Source organism: Variovorax sp. GW460-12-1-14-LB1 (assembly GCF_059423605.1).
Window position 1 is genome coordinate 17,778 of sequence record NZ_JBWKYF010000049.1, and the last position, 19,470, is coordinate 37,247.

The 19,470-nt window shown below is 69.4% G+C and carries 21 protein-coding genes and 1 pseudogene; 12 read left to right on the plus strand and 10 right to left on the minus strand.

All coding sequences use genetic code 11. The features are described 5' to 3' along the window. The first annotated feature begins 9 nt into the window (after positions 1–9). From AC07Y4_RS22360 to AC07Y4_RS22370, 3 genes are read left to right on the plus strand one after another with little or no spacing between them, the layout of a single operon-like run. Positions 10–1,515 carry an NCS1 family nucleobase:cation symporter-1 gene (locus tag AC07Y4_RS22360; RefSeq protein ID WP_070062110.1) on the plus strand — a complete coding sequence of 502 codons (1,506 nt, stop codon included), beginning with the start codon at positions 10–12 and terminating at the stop codon, positions 1,513–1,515. A 26-nt stretch (positions 1,516–1,541) separates the two neighbouring features. Further along, positions 1,542–2,981, plus strand: coding sequence for a dihydropyrimidinase (gene hydA / locus AC07Y4_RS22365; RefSeq protein WP_495275139.1), 1,440 nt, complete (start codon positions 1,542–1,544; stop codon positions 2,979–2,981). 18 nt (positions 2,982–2,999) lie between these two features. Next, a complete protein-coding gene (locus tag AC07Y4_RS22370; protein WP_495275140.1) occupies positions 3,000–4,256 on the plus strand; it encodes a Zn-dependent hydrolase in 1,257 nt (418 codons plus the stop codon). A 28-nt stretch (positions 4,257–4,284) separates the two neighbouring features. Here the strand turns inward: AC07Y4_RS22370 and AC07Y4_RS22375 are convergent, their stop codons facing one another. From AC07Y4_RS22375 to ycaC, 4 genes are all read right to left on the minus strand, one after another. Continuing rightward, on the minus strand, positions 4,285–5,502 hold the full coding sequence (locus AC07Y4_RS22375) for an acyl-CoA dehydrogenase family protein (RefSeq protein ID WP_495275141.1): 1,218 nt from the start codon (positions 5,500–5,502) through the stop codon (positions 4,285–4,287). Positions 5,503–5,600: 98 nt separating this feature from the next. Continuing rightward, entirely contained in the window at positions 5,601–6,197 is a 597-nt protein-coding gene (locus AC07Y4_RS22380; RefSeq protein ID WP_095746578.1) for an NADPH-dependent FMN reductase, read from the minus strand. 93 nt (positions 6,198–6,290) lie between these two features. Then, positions 6,291–6,980, minus strand: coding sequence for an isochorismatase family protein (locus AC07Y4_RS22385; RefSeq protein ID WP_062479955.1), 690 nt, complete (start codon positions 6,978–6,980; stop codon positions 6,291–6,293). A gap of 7 nt (positions 6,981–6,987) precedes the next feature. Further along, positions 6,988–7,614, minus strand: a complete 627-nt coding sequence (ycaC, locus tag AC07Y4_RS22390) for an isochorismate family cysteine hydrolase YcaC (RefSeq protein WP_062479957.1) — start codon at positions 7,612–7,614, stop codon at positions 6,988–6,990. Positions 7,615–7,858: 244 nt separating this feature from the next. Between ycaC and AC07Y4_RS22395 the strand changes: the two genes are divergently transcribed. The 4 genes from AC07Y4_RS22395 to AC07Y4_RS22410 all read left to right on the plus strand — a co-directional run bounded on the left by AC07Y4_RS22395 (position 7,859) and on the right by AC07Y4_RS22410 (position 10,203). Further along, a complete protein-coding gene (locus AC07Y4_RS22395) occupies positions 7,859–8,194 on the plus strand; it encodes a hypothetical protein (RefSeq protein WP_062479977.1) in 336 nt (111 codons plus the stop codon). Between the two features lie 179 nt (positions 8,195–8,373). Further along, entirely contained in the window at positions 8,374–9,072 is a 699-nt protein-coding gene (locus AC07Y4_RS22400) for a Bax inhibitor-1/YccA family protein (RefSeq protein WP_341890989.1), read from the plus strand. A 35-nt stretch (positions 9,073–9,107) separates the two neighbouring features. Then, positions 9,108–9,653 (plus strand): Rrf2 family transcriptional regulator, encoded by a 546-nt coding sequence (locus tag AC07Y4_RS22405; protein WP_062479961.1) that lies wholly within the window; start codon positions 9,108–9,110, stop codon positions 9,651–9,653. A gap of 103 nt (positions 9,654–9,756) precedes the next feature. Further along, the gene (locus AC07Y4_RS22410) at positions 9,757–10,203 is read left to right on the plus strand and encodes a universal stress protein (RefSeq protein ID WP_062479963.1); all 447 of its coding nucleotides are present in this window, start codon (positions 9,757–9,759) and stop codon (positions 10,201–10,203) included. A gap of 39 nt (positions 10,204–10,242) precedes the next feature. Here AC07Y4_RS22410 and AC07Y4_RS22415 read toward each other — a convergent pair whose 3' ends face one another. The 4 genes and pseudogenes from AC07Y4_RS22415 to AC07Y4_RS22430 form a co-directional block, all read right to left on the minus strand. Then, a complete protein-coding gene (locus tag AC07Y4_RS22415) occupies positions 10,243–10,671 on the minus strand; it encodes a hypothetical protein (protein WP_062479965.1) in 429 nt (142 codons plus the stop codon). Between the two features lie 42 nt (positions 10,672–10,713). Continuing rightward, positions 10,714–11,211, minus strand: coding sequence for a GNAT family N-acetyltransferase (locus AC07Y4_RS22420; protein WP_487849146.1), 498 nt, complete (start codon positions 11,209–11,211; stop codon positions 10,714–10,716). Positions 11,212–11,235: 24 nt separating this feature from the next. Beyond that, positions 11,236–11,799: pseudogene (locus tag AC07Y4_RS22425) on the minus strand (HD domain-containing protein); the annotation flags it as partial. Positions 11,800–11,863: 64 nt separating this feature from the next. Then, positions 11,864–12,451 carry a hemerythrin domain-containing protein gene (locus AC07Y4_RS22430; RefSeq protein ID WP_487849093.1) on the minus strand — a complete coding sequence of 196 codons (588 nt, stop codon included), beginning with the start codon at positions 12,449–12,451 and terminating at the stop codon, positions 11,864–11,866. 150 nt (positions 12,452–12,601) lie between these two features. Between AC07Y4_RS22430 and AC07Y4_RS22435 the strand changes: the two genes are divergently transcribed. Both AC07Y4_RS22435 and AC07Y4_RS22440 read left to right on the plus strand, forming a co-directional pair. After that, a complete protein-coding gene (locus AC07Y4_RS22435) occupies positions 12,602–13,114 on the plus strand; it encodes a universal stress protein (RefSeq protein ID WP_487849094.1) in 513 nt (170 codons plus the stop codon). Between the two features lie 119 nt (positions 13,115–13,233). Then, on the plus strand, positions 13,234–13,758 hold the full coding sequence (locus AC07Y4_RS22440; RefSeq protein ID WP_157755171.1) for an OsmC family protein: 525 nt from the start codon (positions 13,234–13,236) through the stop codon (positions 13,756–13,758). A 21-nt stretch (positions 13,759–13,779) separates the two neighbouring features. Here the strand turns inward: AC07Y4_RS22440 and AC07Y4_RS22445 are convergent, their stop codons facing one another. Next, positions 13,780–14,964 carry a DesA family fatty acid desaturase gene (locus AC07Y4_RS22445; protein WP_487849095.1) on the minus strand — a complete coding sequence of 395 codons (1,185 nt, stop codon included), beginning with the start codon at positions 14,962–14,964 and terminating at the stop codon, positions 13,780–13,782. 181 nt (positions 14,965–15,145) lie between these two features. Here AC07Y4_RS22445 and AC07Y4_RS22450 point away from each other — a divergent pair, with 181 nt between their 5' ends. Both AC07Y4_RS22450 and AC07Y4_RS22455 read left to right on the plus strand, forming a co-directional pair. After that, entirely contained in the window at positions 15,146–15,871 is a 726-nt protein-coding gene (locus AC07Y4_RS22450; protein WP_487849096.1) for a winged helix-turn-helix domain-containing protein, read from the plus strand. Then, positions 15,864–17,975, plus strand: a complete 2,112-nt coding sequence (locus AC07Y4_RS22455) for a PAS domain S-box protein (RefSeq protein ID WP_487849097.1) — start codon at positions 15,864–15,866, stop codon at positions 17,973–17,975. Before AC07Y4_RS22450 ends, AC07Y4_RS22455 begins: the two co-directional genes overlap by 8 nt. Positions 17,976–17,988: 13 nt before the next feature. Here the strand turns inward: AC07Y4_RS22455 and AC07Y4_RS22460 are convergent, their stop codons facing one another. Beyond that, on the minus strand, positions 17,989–18,750 hold the full coding sequence (locus tag AC07Y4_RS22460; protein ID WP_369645975.1) for a Crp/Fnr family transcriptional regulator: 762 nt from the start codon (positions 18,748–18,750) through the stop codon (positions 17,989–17,991). Positions 18,751–18,976: 226 nt separating this feature from the next. Here AC07Y4_RS22460 and AC07Y4_RS22465 point away from each other — a divergent pair, with 226 nt between their 5' ends. Beyond that, entirely contained in the window at positions 18,977–19,459 is a 483-nt protein-coding gene (locus tag AC07Y4_RS22465) for a Rossmann-fold NAD(P)-binding domain-containing protein (protein ID WP_495270032.1), read from the plus strand. The last annotated feature ends 11 nt before the right edge of the window (positions 19,460–19,470 follow it).

Here is a 19,470-nt window from a genome sequence, read left to right on the forward strand (position 1 = left end):
AAAACCCACATGACGACCCCACAGCACGGCGGCGCACCCGCCGCAAACCTCTGGAACGAGGACCTGGCGCCCACCACGCTGGCGCAGCGAACGTGGCGCTGGTACCACTTCGCCGCGCTCTGGGTGGGCATGGTGATGTGCATCCCCGCCTACATGCTGGCGGCCAGCCTGATCGAAGGCGGCATGTCGTGGGGGCAGGCGGTGCTGACCGTGTTCCTCGGCAACGCCATCGTGCTGGTGCCGATGCTGCTCATCGGCCACGCCGGCGCGAAGTACGGCATTCCCTACGCGGTGATGGCGCGCGCCTCGTTCGGCACGCGCGGGGCGCGGTTGCCGGCGCTGCTGCGCGCCATCGTGGCCTGCGGCTGGTACGGCATCCAGACCTGGTTCGGCGGCCAGATGATCTACACGCTCGTCGGCGTACTCATGGGCCAGCCGCTGGGCGGCGACAAGCTGCCGATGCTCGGCATCAACGGCGCGCAGCTGGTGTGCTTCCTGATCTTCTGGGCCATCCAGCTGTACTTCGTGGTGCACGGCATCGAGTCGATCCGCCGGCTCGAAACCTACACCGCGCCGCTGAAGATCATCGTGTGCGTCGCCCTGCTCTACTGGGCCGTGCAGCGCGCGGGCGGCCTGGGCCCGATCTTCGACCAGCCTTCGCAGTTCGAGGCCGGCGGCAAGAAGGCCGGCATGTTCTGGGCCGTGTTCTGGCCATCGCTCACGGCCATGGTGGGCTTCTGGGCCACGCTGGCGCTGAACATCCCCGACTTCACGCGCTTCTCGCGCTCGCAGCGCGACCAGGTGGTGGGCCAGGTGATCGGCCTGCCCGCACCCATGGGCCTGCTCGCGATGATGGCCGTGATGGTCACCTCGGCCACGGTGGTCATCTACGGCAAGGCGCTGTGGGACCCGGTGGACCTGGCCAGCCGCATGACCGGCGCCGCGGTGCTGCTCGCGCTCATCATCCTGCTGATCGACACCGTGAGCGTGAACCTGGCGGCCAACCTCGTGGGCCCGGCCTACGATTTCTCGGCGCTGAACCCGAAGAAGATCTCGTACCGCACGGGCGGCTACATCACGGCCGGCATCGCCATCGTGATGATGCCGTGGAAGGTGCTGGAGACCACGCAGGGCTACATCTTCACCTGGCTCATCGGCTACTCGGCGCTGCTCGGGCCGGTGGCGGGCATCCTGATTGCCGACTACTACCTGATTCGCCGCAAGGAGCTGGACGTCGAGGCGCTCTACCGCGAGACCGGCGCCTACAGCTACGGCAACGGTTGGAACATGGCGGCCATCGTCGCCTTCGTGGTCGGCGTGCTGCCGAACATCCCCGGCTTCCTGAACGCCGCCTTTCCGTCGGCCGTGCCGTCGATGCCCGAGTTCTTCAAGACGATCTACACCTACGCCTGGTTCGTCGGCGTGGTGCTGTCGGCCGTGGTCTACATGGGGCTGATGAAGGCGCGCGCGCCGCAGCTTCAGGGCCTGGTCCCGCCCCTCAAGAACCCCAGTTGAAGCAAGAAAGAAAAGGAACCCACGCCATGACCGTACTCATTCGCGGCGGCACGGTGGTCAACGCCGATGCCGAGCACCGTGCCGACGTGCTCTGCCAGGGGGACAAGATCCTCCAGGTCGGCACCGACCTGCAGGTGCCGGCCGGCACCGAGGTGATCGATGCCGGCGGCGCCTACGTCATGCCCGGCGGCATCGACCCGCACACCCACATGCAGCTGCCCTTCATGGGCACGGTGGCGGCCGACGACTTCTTCAGCGGCACGGCGGCGGGCCTGGCCGGCGGCACCACCAGCATCATCGACTTCGTGATTCCAGACCCGCAGCAGTCGCTGATGGACGCCTTTCGCATGTGGCGCGGCTGGGCCGAGAAATCCGCCGGCGACTACAGCTTTCACGTGGCCGTGACCTGGTGGAACGACAGCGTGCACAAGGACATGGGCACGCTGGTGCACGAGCACGGCGTGAACAGCTTCAAGCACTTCATGGCCTACAAGAACGCGATCATGGCCGACGACGAGATCCTGGTGAAGAGCTTCCAGCGTTCGCTGGAGCTCGGCGCCATGCCGACGGTGCACGCGGAGAACGGCGAGCTGGTCGCGATGCTTCAACAGCAGTTGCTGGCGCAGGGCATTCGCGGGCCTGAAGGCCATCCGCTGTCGCGCCCGCCGATGGTCGAGGCCGAGGCCGCCAACCGCGCCATTGCCATCGCCGACGTGCTGGGCGTGCCGATCTACGTGGTGCACGTGTCGTGCGGCGAAGCACTCGACGCCATCGCCCGCGCCCGCGCGCGCGGCCAGCGCGTGTACGGCGAGGTGCTGGCCGGTCACCTCGTGGTCGACGAGAGCGCCTACCGCGACCCCGACTTCGCGCGCGCCGCCGCCCACGTGATGAGCCCGCCCTTCCGCTCGCGCGAGAACCAAGCCATGCTGTGGCGCGGCCTGCAGGGCGGCAACCTGCACACCACGGCCACCGACCATTGCACCTTCTGCGCCGAGCAGAAGGCGGCAGGCCGCGACGACTTCACGAAGATTCCCAACGGCTGCGGCGGCGTCGAAGAGCGCATGGCCGTGCTGTGGGACGCGGGCGTCAACGCCGGCCGGCTCACGCCGTCGGAGTTCGTGCGCGTCACCTCCACCAACGCGGCGCAGCTGTTCAACCTGTACCCGCGCAAGGGCGTGATCCAGCCCGGTGCCGACGCCGACATCGTGGTCTGGGACCCGAAGGCCACCAAGACCCTGTCGGTGAAGACGCAGCACTCGAAGAGCGACTTCAACATCTTCGAAGGCCGCCAAGTCACGGGCGTGCCCAGGCACACGGTCAGTGCCGGCCGCTGGGTCTGGCGCGACGGCGACCTGCGCGCCGAACCGGGCACCGGCCGCTACCTCAAGCGCCCGCCCTTCGCACCGATGTTCACCGCACTCGAACGCTTCAAGCAACAGCACGCGCCCACGGCCGTGGCGCGCTGAACCCCCAAGGAGTCACACATGAATGCAGCAGTGGACACGCAGGTGCTGACGATCAACGGCGGGCGCCTGTGGAACTCGCTGATGGAACTGGCACGCATCGGCGCCACCCCCAAGGGCGGCGTCAAGCGGCTGGCGCTGACCGACCTCGACAAGCAGGGCCGCGACCTCGTGGTGTCGTGGGGCAAGGAAGCGGGGCTGAGCATCACCGTCGACAAGATCGGCAACGTCTTCATGCGCCGCGAAGGCACCAACCCCGCGCTACCGCCCATCGTGTCGGGCAGCCACATCGACACGCAGCCCACCGGCGGCAAATTCGACGGCAACTACGGCGTGCTGTCGGCGCTGGAGGTGGTGCGCACGCTGAACGACCAGGGCATTCGCACCGAGGCGCCCATCGAGGTCGCGTTCTGGACGAATGAGGAAGGCTCGCGCTTCGTGCCGGTGATGATGGGCTCGGGCGTGTTCTGCGGCGCCTTCAGCCTGGAACACGCCTATGCGGCCAAGGACACCGAAGGCAAGACGGTGCAAGAGGAGCTGGCGCGCATCGGCTACATCGGCGACCAGACGCCGGGCGACCACCCCATCGGCGCCTACTTCGAGGCGCACATCGAGCAAGGGCCGGTGCTGGAAGATGCGGACAAGGTCATCGGCGTGGTGCCGGCGGTGCTCGGCCTCTCGTGGTACGACTGCGTCGTCACCGGCATGGAGGCGCATGCGGGCCCCACGCCGATGCACCTGCGCCGCGACGCGCTGCAGGTGGCGACGCGGATCATGCAGGAGGTGGTGGCCATCGGGCTGCGCTACCCGCCCTACGGGCGCGGCACGGTCGGCATGGTGCAGGTGCACCCGAACAGCCGCAACGTGATTCCGGGCGAGGTGAAGTTCTCGATCGACCTGCGCAACGTGAGCGGGGAACTGCTCGACCGCATGCACGGCGAGATCCTCGCCTTTGTCGAGCGCACGGGGCGCGAGACCGGGTTGGGCGTGACGATCGAGCGCGTGTCGTACTTTCCGCCCTGCCCGTTTCACCCCGATTGCGTGGATGCGGTGCGCCGCGCGACCGAACGGCTCGGCTACTCGACCATGGATGTGGTCTCGGGCGCGGGCCACGACGCGATCTATGCCGCGCGGCTGGCACCGGCCGGCATGATCTTCGTGCCCTGCAAGGACGGCATCAGCCACAACGAGATCGAGGACGCGCAGCCCGACCACCTGACGGCCGGCTGCAACGTCCTGCTGCACGCCATGCTCGAACGCGCGAAGCGCGTGGACTGACGCCCATACGCTCGCGGCGGCGCTGCCGTTACTGGTACGCCGCCAGCTCCTGCTTTGCGATCGCGTTGCGATGCACCTCGTCGGGGCCGTCGGCCACGCGCAGGTGGCGTTCGTAGGCGTAGAAGTGCGTGAGCAGCGTGTCCTGGCTCAGGCCCATCGCGCCGAAGGCCTGCATGGCCCAGTCGATCACCTTCACGCAGTTGTTCGGCGTGAGCACCTTGATCATGGCGATCTCTTTCGCCGCGACCTTGTTGCCCACGGTGTCCATGCGGTAGGCCGCATTCAGCACCATCCAGCGCGACTGCTCGATGAGCATGCGCGACTCGGCAATGCGCTCGCGCCACACGCCCTGCTCCGACAGCGGCTTGTGGAAGGCGGTGCGCGAGACGAGGCGCTGGCACATCATCTCGAGCGCAGCTTCGGCCATGCCGATGGCGCGCATGCAGTGGTGGATGCGGCCGGGGCCGAGGCGGCCCTGCGCGATCTCGAAGCCGCGGCCCTCGCCCAGCAGGATGTTCTCGACCGGCACGCGCACGTTGTCGAACACGATCTCGGGATGGCCGAAGGGCGGGTCGTACATGCCGAGCAGCTGCATGTCGCGCACGATGGTGATGCCGGGCGTGTTCTTGGGCACGAGCACCATCGACTGCTGCTTGTGGCGGTCGGCGTTGTCGGGGTCGGTCTTGCCCATCAGCACGAAGATCTCGCAGCGCTCGTTCATGGCGCCGGTGATGTACCACTTGCGCCCGTTGATGACGTACTCGTCGCCCTCGCGGCGGATGCTGCAGCGGATGTTGGTGGCGTCGCTGGAGGCCACTTCGGGCTCGGTCATGGCGAACGACGAGCGGATCTCGCCGGCCAGCAGCGGCGTGAGCCAGCGTTCCTGCTGCGCCTTCGTGCCGTAGCGCGCCAGCACTTCCATGTTGCCGGTGTCGGGTGCGGAGCAGTTGAAGATTTCGGCGCACCAGTAGCGCCGGCCCATGATCTCGCACAGCGGCGCGTACTCGACGTTGGTCAGGCCCGGGCCGTGTTCCGACTCGGGCAGGAACAGGTTCCACAGGCCGCGCTCGCGCGCCTTGGCCTTGAGGCCGGCCATCATCGGCAGCTCGGCATACGGGCGGCCGGCGCGGGCGTTGGCGGCCAGCTCTTCCTCGCGGCGCTTCTCGTTCGGGTAGACGTGCTCGTCCATGAACTTGAGCAGCTCGGCGCGCAGCGCGAGCACCCGGGGCGTGAATTCGAATTGCATGTCGTCTCGTCCTTCTTCCAATGTGCGGTCGAAGATACGTCGCGATGCGGATCGGGACGGTCGTTCGCGCGACAGCACGAACACCGCCCCTGCGCGAATCAACGTGGGGTTGGCAGTGCCGTCGCGAGCGCGGCCAGCGCCGCCACCACCTTCTGCACCGACTGCGCGGCGCGCGCGTCCTTCAGCGTGCCGTCGGCCTCGAAGGCCTCGTTCGCGCGACCGAGCGCGAACTGCTGCGGCGCCACCAGCATCGCGAAGGCCATCTGCAGGTACTGGCGCAGGAAGTTCATCGAGCGCAGCGCGCCCAGCGGCCCGGGCGAGGCCGACAGCAGCGCGGCCGGCTTGTTGGCCGTGGCGGCCAGCCCGCCCGCGTGGCCCTCGCCCGGCGGAATGCGCGAGAGCCAGCTGAAGGCGTTGATGACCAGCGGCGTCGGAAAACCGTTGTACTCGGGCGTGACGATCAGCACGCCGTCGCTCGCCGCGATGGCGCTGCGCAGTTCGTGCGCGCCGGCCGGCACGCCCGAGGCGGCCTCGAGGTCGCCGTCGTACACGGGCAGCGCCAGCGCGCGCAGGTCCATCTCCGTCACCTGCAGGCCCGCCGCGCGCGCGGTGGCCGCGGCCACGGCCGCCAGCCGGCGGTTGAGCGAGCCGTCGCGGGCGCTACCGGGAATGATCAGGATGCGGGGACTGTCCATGCGAGGCTCCTTGCCATGCGTTGAAAGAAGAAGGAAAGCCGCGCCGCACGTTTCGCGTGCGGCGCGGCGTTCGTCAGTGTCGCATCGGGATGATCAGGCGCGCTGCGAATCCAGCTGCTCGCTGTTCGTCACGACCTCCTGCGCCTTCATGTAGCTCTCGATCAGCAGCTGGTAGGGCGGGAACACGGCGCTGTAGGCCTCGGCCCATTGCGCGGCGTCGTCGCGGTGCCAGGTCTTCTGCACTTCGGAGCACACGCCCGCGGTGTCGATCGGCACCACGCCGGCCTGCACCACGCGCGCCAGCGTGATCTCCTGCGCCATCTTCGAGTAGGTGCCCGAGGCGTCGATCACCGCGAACACGCGGTAGCCCTCGTGCACCGCCGCGATGCTCGGGAAGGCCATGCACACGCTGGTGATGGTGCCCGCGATGATCAGCGTGCCGCGCCCGGTCGCCTTCACGGCGGCCACGAACTCGGGGTTGTCCCAGGCGTTGATCTCGCCCTTGCGCGCCACGTACTGCGCATGCGGCGCGTACTTGTGCACTTCGGGAATCAGCGGCCCGTTGGGCCCCTGCGGCACCGAGGCGGTGGTGATGACCGGGATCTTCGCCAGCGTCGCGACCTTGGCCAGCGTGGTGACGTTGGAACGCAGCTCGGTCATCGGCATGTCCTTCACGGTCTGGAACAGCCCGCTCTGGTGGTCGATGAGCAGCATCACGGCGTCGTCGGGGTCGATGACGGGCTTGGCGCCGTTGAAGTTGGCGACGGTGTTCGGTGTGGTCATGGGGTGCTCACTTTCCCTGGGTCAGCTGCGTGTAGCTGGTGATGAGGTTGCGGTAGTCGGGGATGTGGTTGGAGAACAGCGTCCCCAGGCCCTCGATGTCGTTGCGCCAGTCGCGGTGCAGCTCGCAGGCCACGCCGAACCACGACATCAGCTGCGCGCCGGCGGCCGACATGCGGTCCCATGCGGCCTGGCGCGTCACGTCGTTGAAGGTGCCCGACGCATCGGTGACGACGAACACGTCGAAGCCCTCGGCCAGCGCCGACAGCGCCGGGAAGGCCACGCAGACCTCGGTGACCACGCCGGCGATCAGCAGCTGCTTCTTGCCCGTGGCCTTCACGGCCTTGACGAAGTCCTCGTTGTCCCAGGCGTTGATCTGGCCGGGGCGCGGGATGTAGGGCGCGTCGGGGAACTGGGCCTTCAGCTCGGGCACCAGCGGGCCGTTGGGGCCGTTCTCGAAGCTGGTGGTCAGCACCGTGGGCAGCTTGAAGTAGCTGGCGATGTCGGCCAGGGCCAGCACGTTGTTCTTGAACTTGTCGGGGTCGATGTCGCGCACCAGCGAGAGCAGGCCGGTCTGGTGGTCGACCAGCAGCACGGCGACATCGTTCTTGTCGAGACGGGTGTAAGGCTTGGACATGAGAGGCTTCCTTTGCGAGGTTGAATGCCGGGGAAAAATGGCCCCCGATGCATGTCCGTCAGCGTAAAAGCGCACCCGAAAGTCCGGTAGTCGGCGAAATTTGCCTGCAGCGTTCCACCCGATGGACGATGGCAACACCCGTGCGCCGTGGTCGGATGAATTCGCGCCCGCCGGAGCCGATCCGTGGCGGCGGGTAAAATACCCCTACATGTCCCGCTGGTTTGCCGCTACCGTCCTCGCTTTCATGCTGTCCTGCTACGGCTTCGCCGTGCTTGCGCACGGGCTGGTCGGCGGCCACCATGTGACGTCGTCGTCCGGCGAACGCCAGACCGTCGCGACGCTCGCCGCCTCGCTGGCCGATGGCGGCGACAAGGACATCGGCAAGACATCGTCCGAAGACCCGTCCGCCATGGACGAAGCGGGCTCCGAGCACGCCGAACTGGTCGATGCGCGTCCCCACGCACGTAACCTGCTGGTGCTGTCCGCGCAACCGCCGCGGCTGGGCTCCACCTCGGTGCTCTCGCCGCTGCTCGACCGGCCCAAGCGGCCACCCCGGCCCCACGCCCTCCTCGCCGCCTGAGGCCGCGCGGCGGCGAGCGAACGCCTGAGGACTGAAACAGTCCGGGCGTTTGCGCTCATCCGATCCGGCCCGTCGCCTGTTTGCGCGACGCCCCTGCCCCTTCTTTTCAGCCGTTCGACGGCCCCGCCGCACGTGTCATGCGACCCGTCCGGCCCTCTCTCTTTTTTCAGGATTTTTCGATGAACTCCAGCCAATCGGCCTACCCCTCCAGCTTCGGCGCACCGTTGGCCTCGGTCCAGGAACGCAACCGCGTTCTGCGCAACACCTACTGGCTGCTCGCGCTGTCGATGGTGCCCACCGTGCTGGGCGCCTGGCTCGGCGTGGCCACCGGCCTCACGCGCGCCCTGTCGCCGGGCATCGGCATCATGGTGTTCCTCGGCGGCGCCTTCGGCTTCATGTACGCCATCGAGAAGACCAAGAACTCCGCTGCCGGCGTGCCCGTGCTGCTGGCCTTCACCTTCTTCATGGGCCTGATGCTGTCGCGCCTGGTCGGCAGCGTGCTCGGCCTGTCCAACGGCGCCAGCCTGGTCATGACCGCCTTCGCCGGCACCGGCGGCATCTTCCTGGGCATGGCCATGCTCTCGACGGTCATCAAGCGCGACATCTCGGCCATGGGCAAATGGCTCTTCGTGGGCGCCATCGGCCTGCTGGTGGTGGGCATCGCCAACGTCTTCATCCAGTCGAGCGCGCTGATGATGACGCTGTCGGTCGCTGCCATCGGCATCTTCTCGGCCTTCATCCTGCATGACCTGAAGCGCGTGAAGGACGGCCTCGAGACCAACTACATCTCGGCCACGCTGGGCGTGTACCTGAGCCTCTACAACGTGTTCCAGTCGCTGCTGGCCCTGCTGGGCATCGCCGGCGGCCGCGACGAGTAAGCGCACACAGAACGACAAGCAAGGAAGGAAACACCATGCGCCTCACCACCAAGGGCCGCTTCGCGGTCACCGCGATGATCGACATCGCCCTGCACGGCCGCTCGGGCCCCGTCACGCTGGCCTCGATCAGCCTGCGCCAGCAGGTCTCGCTCTCGTACCTGGAACTGCTGTTCGCCAAGCTGCGCCGCAACGGGCTGGTCGAATCCACCCGCGGCCCCGGCGGCGGCTACTCGCTCAGCCGCAAGGCCGCGGAAATCACGGTGGCCGACATCGTGCTCACCATCGAGGACCTGGGCGCCAGCAAGATCCGCCCGCGTGCCGCCGGCTCGGCCGACGAACCCGGCCGCTGCGAGATCGACGACCTCTGGGCCTCCGTGAACCTGCGCGCCGTGGAGTTCCTGCGCTCGATCTCGCTGCAGAGCCTGGTCGACGAACAGAAGGCCAAGGGCGTGCAGCCCGCCACCAGCGCGGCCGCGCGCCGCACGACGGCCGTCGTCGGCTCGCCGGTGCGCAAGCCCTTCGTGGTCGACGCGCCGAACTCGGTGTTCGCACTGGGCCGGCGCCACAGCACGAGCAGCTGACGGCGATCGGCGCGGCCGCTGCGCCGCGCCTTGAAAGACCGGGCCGCGCGACCTAGACTGGGCAGTGAGGGCACCCGCGGTGCCGGGGGCCAAGGAGCCTGCCATGTACAAGCGTGTTCTCGTCGCAACCGACGGCTCTTCGCTGTCGGACAAGGCGGTGGCCGCGGCCATCGATCTCGCGTTGCTGACCGGCGCCGAGCTGGTGAGCGTCAACGTCGCGCACATCCAGCCCTATGGCTACTTCGAAGGCTCGATGCTGCTGAACCAGACGGATTTCGAGGCCAACCAGAAACACGTCGAGCAGGCGGCCCAGCGCGTGGCCGATGCGGTGCGCGACACCGCCCTGGCCAAGGGCGTGCGCCGCGCCGACGCGGTGGTCATGAAGTCGAACCAGGTGGCCGAAGCCATCATCCACGCCGCCAAGAACCAGGACTGCGACCTGATCGTGATGGCCTCGCACGGGCGCCGCAGCCTCGCACGGCTGCTGCTCGGCAGCGAGACGCTGCACGTGCTGACGCATTCGCACATTCCGGTGCTGGTGCTGCGCTGAACTGAACGAATGAGGCACCGCGCACGCGGTGCGCAGAGGTTATCTGGTCGCTGCGGACTCGACGGTCTCGACGACCGTGCGACCGGCCGGCGGGCACGACGGCCCGGCATCGCGGCCGAAGCAGCGCGCGGCCTGCGTGCGCGCCTGGGCTTCCTGCGCGTGGCGCGCTTGCGCGGCATCGACCTGGTAGTCGAGCAGCCACTTCATGAGCAACAACATCGCGATCACCAGCCCGAGCGCCACACCCAGCAGGGTCGTGCGCCAGTTGCGCGGTCGCGCCGCAGAAGGCGCGCGGGCCGGTGCGCTGCTCTCCATCGCGGTGAAGCCCGCAAGGCTGCGGGACGCACCACCGTCGTGGATGCGGCGGCGGGGTGGTTCGGGGGTCGCGGAACGCGCGGACACCGAGGTCTGCGCGCGCTTCACGCGCGGCGCATGGGCAGTGTCCGAAGGCAGGTGGCGGGCAGGCATGACGGGGGCGATTATGAACGCCTTGCGCCCCCGGTCCGTGCGTCAGGCACCGACGCCGAACGCCGCGTGGTACCGCACCTCGCCGACCGGCCACGCGCCGTGGAACGACACGGCCTGGAAGTATTCCGGCGGCACGCCCGGCAACACCAGCCCGGGCCGCACGACGAAGCCGAAGCGGCCATAGAAAGCCGGGTCGCCCAGCAGCACGCAGCCTTGCGCGCCGGCGTCGCGCAGGCCCGCCAGCGCGGCGTCCATCAGCCGCCGGCCGATGCCCTGCCCCTGGCGCGCGGGCGCCACCGAGATCGGGCCCAGGCCATGCCAGCCAGTCGTACCGTCCGAGATCGCCACGGGCGACAGCGCCACATGGCCAACGATCTCGCCGCCGTCTTCGACCACGAGCGACAGCGTGAACTGCCCGGCCGCGCGCAAGGCGTCGACGATGAGGTGTTCGGTGCCGTCGGCATGCGGTGCCTCGGCAAACGCCGCCACCGTCAGTTGCCGGATGGCGGCCTCGTCGCCCGCTTGCTCGGGGCGCACCACCGGCCCCGCCTGCGCCCGCCGCGCAGCCTCCACCTTCTTCTGCGTGTCGGCATCCACCAGCGCCCGCATGGCGCGAAACAGCGGCCGGCTGCCGGTGTGCTTCTGGCCGTAGCCGAGGTTGAATTCGTAGTCGAAGTCCGGCGGGTTCGCGCCCTGGTTGTGCTGCAGAAGGGTCTCGAGCTTGTCGAGCGCCTTGACCGCCTGCGCTTCGGGCGTCTCGGCTTTCTCGTACTCGTCCCACAGTGCGAGGATGCCCGCGCGCAGCGGCGCATCGAGCGTGCGCGTGAGCAGCTGCAGGTCCTCGCGCTCCTGCGCGCTCTTGTCGGGATGCGCGCCTTGCACGATGGCGGGAATGTCGCCGTGGATCGCCTCGCCCAGGTCGTGCACCACGCACATCTTCAGCACCTTGAGCAGGTCCAGGTCGGCCAGTTCGTCCTCGAAGGCCATGGCCATGAGGCACAGGCGCCAGCTGTGCTCGGCCGTGCTCTCGGTGCGGCCCGAGGCCGTGTGCGCGCTGCGCAGCACGCTCTTGAGGCGCTCGGCCTCGCGAAGGAAGTCCAGCCTTCCCCTGATCTGATCGATGTCCATCTCGCGGTCTCGTTCGTCCTGAATGTGTCAGGCCGAGCCTAAGCGATCCGCAGGTACGCCGTTGTTACAGCGCCGGCCCCAGTCCGATCGGCGCGGGCACCAGGTTGACGATGCGCGTGAAGAGCGACGCATACACCTCGTCGGGCGCGGGGTGGTTGGAGAACAGGTCGCGGTTCTCGCCGAAGGCCGCGTCGAGTTCGCGCCAGTCGTCGGCGCTGAGCACGCGCTCGGCCAGCGGCAGGATCTCGCGCTCCTCGTGCGCCATGTGCTCCAGGTAGAAGCTCACGTACTCGTTCATCGCCTGCTCGAAGGCCAGGCGGCGCGGCTCGCCGAGCATCTCGAAGGCGAGCAGCGCGTGCTCGACGTGGCGGATCTTGCGCTCGCCCCAGGCATGGTCGTTGTCGAGCTTGTCCATCAGGTCGCGCGAGATCGGCGTGCAGGCGCGCAGCCGGGGAAAGAGCAGCTCGGTCTCCTTCGGGTGGTGACGCTTCTCGGGAAACTCGTCCACGTAGAACAGCATCGCGCGCAGCGTCGCGAAGTCGGGCATCGTGCCCTTGCGGCGGTGCTGGTCGAGCAGCATCACGATGGAACGCAGCATGGCCGCCAACGCGGCGTGCTCCTGGCGAATGATCCGGACGGCGGCATGGGTCATGGCGGGGTCTCCTTCTTTCGAAGGCCCCAAGGGTCGCAAGCCCGAGGCGGCCCGGGCTTGTTCCAGATCAAGGCCCGTGCATGCAGCCGGGCACAGACTGGCACGGCATCTCCTGTCTTTTTCCTCAACGCACCCTGGAGGTTCCACACCATGTACCAACGCATCCTGGTTCCCGTCGACGGCAGCTCCACCTCCGCCGAAGGCCTGGCCGAAGCCATCCGCCTGGCCCGGCTCACCGGTGGCCGCCTGCGCATCGTCCACATCCTCGACGAGCTCTCGTTCGCGCTCGGCATGGACGTCTACGTCGGCCATTCGGGCGACTGGCTCGGGGCGCTGCGCGCCAACGCCGTGACGCTGCTCGAGAAGGCCCGCGCCCAGGCGCAGGACGCGGGCGTCGAGGCCGAGGTCGTGCTGCGCGACGGCTTCAAGGCCGGCGCGGTCCACGACCAGGTGGTGACCGAGGCCGTCGATTCGAAGGCCGACCTGATCGTGCTCGGAACGCACGGGCGACGCGGCCTGAGCCGCTGGGCCATGGGCAGCAGCGCGGAGCACATCCTGCGGGTGGCGCCCGTGCCGGTGCTGCTGATCCGCGCGCCCGAAGTCGCGGCGAAGGTGGAGTCCGAGCGCTTCAGCCTGCCGGACGGGCAGGTCGCGAACCAGTAGGCCGGCCACCCGCCGCCGGTTTGACGGGGCCCGGCACCGCGCCCAGAATGGCCTGCTCCGCTCGCGGCTTCTTTCGCGCAAGAACCGCCCGCCCGTTCCCCGTTTCAAGGAGCAGCGCCATGAGCTCACCCCAGCACATCCGGCAGTCCATGGACACCCTCGCGAGCCACTTCGCGACGCATCCCCAGGACGCCCTGACCCAGGACAAGCCGGCCACGGCCACGCTGGTGTCGGGCCTGCACTTTCGCGTGACCGGGCCCACCGGGGAATCCATCGCGACCGACATGCCGAAGGCCATCGGAGGCAAGGCTGAAGCGCCATCGCCCGGCTGGTTCATGCGCGCCGCCCTGGCCAGTTGCGAAACAACCGTGATCGCCATGCGGGCCGCGCAGCTCGGCATCGCATTGACGACCCTCGAAGTGGTCGTCGGCAGCCAGTCGGACAGCCGCGGCCTGCTCGGCGAGCCGGCCTCCGTGCCCGCCGGCCCCAGCCGCATGCACGTCGCGGTGCGGATCGCCGCGGACGGCGTGCCGGAGCAGGCGTTGCGCGACCTGGTGCACTGGGCCGAGGCCCACTCCCCGGTGGGCAGTGCGCTGCGCCGGGCCGTGCCGCTCGAGGTGGCGGTGCAGGTCGGGCCGGCCTGACGGCACCCGCGAAGGCCGTCTTCAGGCGTAGGAACGCAGCCGCACCGCAAAGGCCGCCAGCGGCGCGATGCCGCTGGCTTCGGCGCGCTCGCACCAGTCCTGCAGCCGCTTCACGAGCTGCTCGCCGGTGGCGCCCGAGCGGCTCCACAGCGCCGTCAGCTCGCGCCGCATGGCGTACATCGTCTCCAATGCTTGCGAGGCCACCAGCGCTTGCGTGAGCTGCGCATGGCGCGTGGCGTCGAGCGCTTTTTCTTCCTTGCCGAGCCAGGGCCGCGCGGCGCGCAAGGCACGTGCCTTGTTCGGCGCGAGCGCATGCACGCGCGCCAACTCCTCGGTGCAGGCCTGCTTCAGCGAGCGCGAGTAGTTCGACAGCACGTCGTAGTGGTGCCGGATCACCGCTTGCACCGTGAGCAGGTCGACGGTGGCGCGCGGCGTGGTGAGGCGCGGCTTCGGCGCCAGGTGCTTCACCTTCGCCAGCCCCACCGCCTGCAGCGCGCGGATGTAGACCCAGCCGATGTCGAACTCGAACCACTTGTTCGACAGCTTCGCCGAGGTCGGGAACGCGTGGTGGTTGTTGTGCAGCTCCTCGCCGCCGATCAGGAGGCCGATGGGAAAGATGTTCGTGCTCGCGTCCGCCGCGGGCCAGTTGCGGTAGCCCCAGAAGTGGCCGATGCCGTTGACCACGCCGGCAGCCCAGAACGGAATCCACGCGATCTGCACGAGCAGCACCAGCGCGCCCGGCAGCACGCCGAACAGCGCCATGTCGATCAGGCCCATGCAGGTGATGCCCAGCGTCTGGTAGCGCGTGTACAGCCGGCGCTCGAGCCAGTCGTCGGGCGTGCCGTGGCCGTAGCGGCTCAGCGTCTCGGGGTTGCGCGCCTCGGCCACGTACAGCAGCACGCCGCCCCACAGCACGCGCTTCAGGCCCACCACCTGCGGGCTGTGCGGGTCGTCGGGCGTGTCGCACTTGGCGTGGTGCTTGCGGTGCACCGCGGCCCATTGCTTGGTGACCATGCCCGTCGTCATCCAGAGCCAGAAGCGGAAGAAGTGGCTGGCGATGGGATGCAGGTCGAGCGCGCGGTGCGCCTGGTGGCGGTGCAGGAAGATGGTGACCGAGGCGATGGTGACGTGCGTCAGCGCCAGCGCAGCCAGCAGCACGCCCCACCACGGGAGATCGAGCGCGCCCGAGAAAAGAAAAGATGCCATTCGTTCGTACCTTCTGGACCCTGTGGACAACGGGCGCGATTCTCGGAAGCGCCCCGCCCGCGGGCCTTGCGCCAGATCAACGCCGGTCGCTGCGGCTGCCACAGCCGCGCCTTGCGTGCTACGCTTCCCGGCTCCCTGCGCCCTTCCCCGTGGCGCCGGCGTTTTTTCTCCCAGCCCCCGCATGACTTCTGCCCCCCACATCGCGGTGCTCGACGACGAGGTCGACATCACGCTGCTGCTGGCCAACTACCTCCAGGGCCACGGCTATCGCGTCACCCAACTCCACGACGGCGCGGCGCTGCGCTCGCTCATGGCCGCCGACCCGGCCGACCTCGTGCTGCTGGACCTCGGCCTGCCGGGCGAAGACGGCTTTTCCATCGCCCGCCACATGCGCGAGAACTGGCGCTGCGGCCTCGTGATCGTCACCGGCCGCGGCGACCCGGTGGACAAGGTGGTGGGCCTCGAAGTGGGCGCCGACGACTACGTGACCAAGCCCTTCGACCTGCGCGAGCTGGCGGCGCGCGTCAAGGCCGTGCTGCGGCGCCTCACGCCCGACGCGTCGGCGGCGGCCGCTGCCCCCACACCGCCCGAGCGCCTGCGCTTCGCCGGCTGGCGCCTGGACACCGCCGCGCGCAGCCTCAGCAACGCGCAGGGCGAGGCCGTGGCGCTGACCACCGGCGAGTTCGACCTGCTGTGCGCCTTCGCGCGGCACCCGGGCCGCGTGCTGTCGCGCGACTTCCTGCTCGAGCAGACGCGCGGTCGCGAGGCCGCCCCCTTCGACCGCACGATCGACGTGCAGGTCGGCCGGCTGCGCAAGAAGATCGAGGCCAACGCCGACGATCCGCAGCTCATCAAGTCGGTGCGCGGCGCGGGCTACATCCTGGTGCCGCCGGTCACCCATGGCTGACGGCAACGCCCCCTCGATTCCCGGCCTGCCCTCGGGCGTCGAGGAAGGCAGCGTGTTCCGCTCGCTGTTCGCCGCGTATCCCGATTCGCTGCTGGTGGTGGACCAGTCGGGCCGCATCGTGCTGGCCAACCCCTCGGCCGCCGCCATGCTCGGCTACGCGGCCGACGAGCTCGTGGGCCTGAGCGTGGAAGCGCTGGTGCCCGACAGCATCCGCCCGCGCCACGCCGCATTCCGCGAAGCCTACGGCCGCGCGCCGCGCCCGCGCCCGATGGGCACCGACATGGAGCTGGTCGCCAAGCGCAAGGACGGCAGCGAGGTGATGGTCGAGATCGCGCTGAGCCCGCTGCAGAACCAGGGCCTGCCCTTCGTGGTGGCCGCGATCCGCGACATCGGCGCCTACCCGCGCGTGAAGCAGGCGCTGCAGCGTGCGCGCTACAGCGAACACCTGGCGCAGCTGGGCCGGCTGGCGGTCGACACGCGCGACCTGCAGGTGGTGCTGGCGCAGGTGCCCGACATCGTCGCGACCGCATTGCAGGTCGAGGTGGCCATGGTGTGGCTGCTCGACGGCAGCCAGCGCGAGTTCCGCCTGGCCAGCGGCGTGGGCCTGCTCGCCGACGAGAGCGTGGGCCTGCGCATCGCCAACCGGCCCGACACGCAGCCCGGCTACGTGCTCTCGCAAGGCTGCCCCGTCGTCGTGACCGACTACCGCGAGGAGCGCCGCTTCACCGTGCCGCCCGCCTACCTCGAGGCCGGGCTGGTCAGCGCGCTGGCCGTGCCGCTGTCCGACCGGGGCCGCGTGACCGGCATGCTGTCGGTGCGCGCCACCGCCGCGCGGCGCTTCGGCGACGAGGAGATCCGCTTTCTCGAATCGGTGGCGAGCCTGCTGGCCACCAGCCTGCAGCGCGTGCAGACCGAGGAGGCACTGAACCACGCGCAGCGCCTGGAGAGCGTGGGCCAGCTCACCGGCGGCATCGCGCACGACTTCAACAACCTGCTCACCATCATCCAGGGCAACCTGCAGGTGCTCGAAGAGCTGCCGCAGCTCGCGGCCGACGGTTATGCGCAGCAGCTCGTGGCCGCCGCCGCGCGCGCCAGCCGGCGCGGCGCCGAACTCACGGGCAAGCTGCTGGCCTTCTCGCGGCGCCAGATGCTGCAGCCCGATGCGGTCGACGTGCGGCAGATGCTGCACTCGCTCACCGACATGCTGCGCCGCACGCTCGACCAGCGCATCCAGATCGAGATCGACGCCGACGACCCCTGCCCCGCCGTGCGCGCCGACCCGGGCCAGCTCGAATCGGCGCTGCTGAACATCGCCATCAACGCGCGCGACGCCATGCCCGAGGGCGGGCGCCTGCACTTTCGCGCCGAGGCCTGCGACGCCCTGCCCGCCACCGTGCGCCAGGAACTGAGCGACGCCGATGCCGGTCGCCGCTTCGTCGCGCTCTCCATCGCCGACAGCGGCACCGGCATGACCGACGCGGTCATGGAGCACCTCTTCGAGCCCTTCTTCACCACCAAGGAGGCCGGGCGCGGCACCGGCCTGGGCCTGAGCACGGTGTACGGTTTCGTGAAGCAGTCGCGCGGCGCCATCGCCATCGACAGCAAGCTCAACGCCGGCACCACCGTCACGCTCTACCTGCCGCAGGTCGAGGCCGACGCGGCGAGCGCTGCGACACCTGTCGATGAAGATGCCATGGAGGTCGAAGCCGAAGCCACGCTGGCCCCGGGCCTGCGCGTGATGCTGGTCGAAGACGACGCCGAGGTGCGCCAGGTGGTCCACACCTTCCTGACCACGCTGGGCTGCGAAGTCATGACCGCCGCCAACGCCGAGCAAGCCCTGCCCGCCATGGCCGCCGAGGCCACGCCCTTCGACCTGCTGCTGAGCGACATCGCGCTCGGCCCCGGCATGCGCGGCACGCGGCTGGCCGCCGAGGCGGTGCAACGCCAACCGCGGCTGGCGGTGCTGCTGATGTCGGGGTTCTCGGCCGAGCTGCTCGACGCCGACCGCGAAGCGCCGCCGGGCTGGGAGCTGTTGCGCAAGCCGTATTCACGCAGCGAACTCGCGCGGGCGATGGCGCGGGCGCTGTTGGCTGCGCGCGAGTGAACGACGTCTCTTCCTACTGAAGCATCGCGGGCGCCGGCGCCAGGCAGCGCTGCACGAAGGCCGAGAGCGCGCCCACGTCGGGAATCTGCACCTCGCGCCGGCCCTTGGTGGCAAAGCCGATGACCTTGTCGCGCGCCAGCCGCGAGAGTGCGCGGCTCACGCTTTCGAGCGTCATGCCCAGGTAGTTGCCGATTTCGGCGCGCGTCATGCGCAGCGTGATCTCGTCGGTGCGCATGCCGCGGTCGGCCAGCGACTCGGCCCAGTAGCGCAGGAAGTCGGCCACGCGCGCGTCGGCCGGCAAGGTGCACACCGACATCAGCGAATCGCGGTCGTGCGCGATCTCGCGGCTCATCGCGGCGTGCAGCATCTGCAGCAGCGCGGGGTGCGTGGTGCAGGCGGCCAGCAGCGATTCGTAGGGCACGACCCAGACCTCGCCGGTGTCCATCGCCACGGCGTCGCACACGTAGCGCTGGCCCGCGATGCCGTCGAAACCCAGCCAGTCGCCGCGGAATTTCAGGCCCACCACCTGCTCGCGGCCGTCGGCCGAGAGGTTCACGATCTTGAAGAAGCCCGAATTCAGGATGTAGAGGTTGCCGAAGCGTTCGCCGGCCTGGTAGATCACGTCGCCCGTGTGCACCATGCGGCGCTGCGGTTGCAGCTGCTCGGCCAGCAGGCGCAGGCGCTCGGCCGTGCGGCGGCCCGCGTCTTCCTTGTGCACCGCTGCCGGCAGCGGCCGAAGCGGGAGGATGGGGTTGGGGCGGGCACTCGTGAGCATGGGGATTCCTCGGCGTTCAGTCTGTCTTGTGTGGCGTTGCCTGCGATCAGGCGATGTCTCGATGCTAGGAAGCGCGAGGCCCCGCAGTGACAACGGCCCGCATCGGTGCGTAACGTCGGGTGAACGCTCTGTGTCCGGCGTGTAACAGCGGCGCGCTCCTTGATGTGCGTCAAGGCCGGTGCGGCGTGGGTGGCTAGCCTCCGCGAGACACATGTCGAACCTTGCCATGCACCCTTCCACCGCCGCGCTGTCGCCCCAGAGAGAGGCCAGCCTGCTGGGCCGCGCCCGGCTGCTCCAGCGCGCCGCGCTCGACGGCGCCGCGCCGCCGCGGCTGCTGCGCGGCAAGAACCTCGGCCTGCTCAGCGAGACCGGCGACAGCGCCGCCCTCGCCCTGCTGCGCCAGGCCGCCGAGGAACTGGGCGCGCAGGTCGCGACCATGCGTTCCAGCCTGTCGACCGACACGCCGGTGCAGGAGCTGCAGCACACGGCGCGGATGCTCGGGCGGCTCTACGACGCCGTCGCCTGCGAGGGCATCGACGCCGCGCTGGTGCGCCAGATCGGCCAGCATGCGGGCATTCCGGTGCACGACGGCGCGGCGGCCGACAGCCACCCCACGGCCGCGCTCGCGGACCTGCTCGGCGAGCGCACGGCGGCGGCGGACAACCGGCGGTTCGTGCTGCAGGCGTTGCTGATCGAGAGCATCGCCTGAGGAGTTAGCGC